Raw genomic sequence first — 1,329 nt, forward strand, 5'->3', positions numbered from 1 at the left:
CTTATGGGGCTGCGCTCGCCGCGGGCCGCCCGCGCGGTGGACCGGCGGCTGCGCGCGGCGAGCCGCCGCCTGCCCGGCCGCGCCGGGCGCTGGCTGCTCCGCGCCGACGGCGCGCTGCTGTCGGTGCGGGAGCGGACCGTGGACGTGCTGCGCACCGGCTGGCGCGGCCTGACCTGGGGCATGGCGGTCTACCTGCTGCTGCAGGCGGCGCTGCTGTACGGGTGCCTGCTCGCGGTCGGCGCGCACGTCCAGATCGCCGAGGCGGTCGCGGTGTTCGCGATCAACCGGATGCTGACCACGGCCGTGGTCACGCCGAGCGGCGCGGGCATCAGCGAGACCGGCACGGCCGCGCTGCTCGTCTCCTTCGGCGTGCCCGCCGGACCCGCCGCGGCGGCGACGATCCTGTACTCCTTCTACACCTACGCCGTGGAGATCCCGGCGGGCGGCGCGGCCTGGCTGACCTGGCTCCTCGTCCGCCGGACGAGCCCGGCGGGGCCGGTCGCGCCGCCGCGGGCCCTGGTCCGCAAATGACGCGGCGTGAAAGAATCGTTACCCCGAGTGGAGCATGCCTAGAGGCGGTCTGACCGATAAACACCACATGGGGGGAGAAGGGGTGATACCGCTCGCACGCCGGTATCGCCTGCTCTCGGAGGCGGGCCGCGGCGGGATGGGCACGGTGTGGCGCGCCCACGACGAGCTGCTCGACCGCGAGGTGGCGGTGAAGGAGGTCCGGCTGCCCGAGCGGCTGACCGTCGGGGAACGCCGGCTCGCCTGCCGCCGGATGGTCGAGGAGGCCCGCGCCACCGCCGCGCTCCGGCACCCCGGCGTCGTCGAGGTCTTCGACATCGTGATGGAGGACGGCCGGCCCTGGATCATCATGGAGTTCCTCCGGGCCCGCTCGCTGCACGCGGTGCTCGCCCAGGACGGGCCGCTCCCGCCCGCCCGCGCCGCCGAGATCGGCCTGGCGCTGCTGTCGGTGCTGCGCGCCGCGCACGCCGAGGGCATCCTGCACCGCGACGTCAAGCCGTCCAACGTGCTGCTCTGCGACGACGGGCGGGTGCTGCTCACCGACTTCGGCCTGGCCGTCCACATGCACGGCGGCGTCCACGGGGGGACGGGCGTGCACGGCGGCCCCGGACAGGACGACACGCTCGTCGCCGGGATCGAGGGCTCGCCCGCCTACCTGGCGCCCGAGCGGGTGCGCGGACGGCCGTCCGACCCGGCGTCCGACCTGTGGTCGCTCGGCGCGACACTGTACGCGGCGGTCGAGGGCCGCTCGCCGTTCCTGCGCAGCCACGCGCTCGCGTCGATGGTCGCGGTGCTCCTGGG

General features: G+C 75.5%; 2 protein-coding genes. Both read left to right on the forward strand.

The features are described 5' to 3' along the window. A partial coding sequence (locus AB0J52_RS40925) for a lysylphosphatidylglycerol synthase domain-containing protein (RefSeq protein ID WP_500188629.1) occupies window positions 1-531 on the forward strand: 531 nt, incomplete at its 5' end. A gap of 82 nt (window positions 532-613) precedes the next feature. After that, window positions 614-1,329, forward strand: a 716-nt coding sequence (locus AB0J52_RS40930) for a serine/threonine-protein kinase (RefSeq protein ID WP_500188631.1), incomplete at its 3' end; no start/stop codon positions are given.

Source organism: Spirillospora sp. NPDC049652, assembly GCF_040675125.1.
Taxonomy (GTDB): domain Bacteria; phylum Actinomycetota; class Actinomycetes; order Streptosporangiales; family Streptosporangiaceae; genus Spirillospora.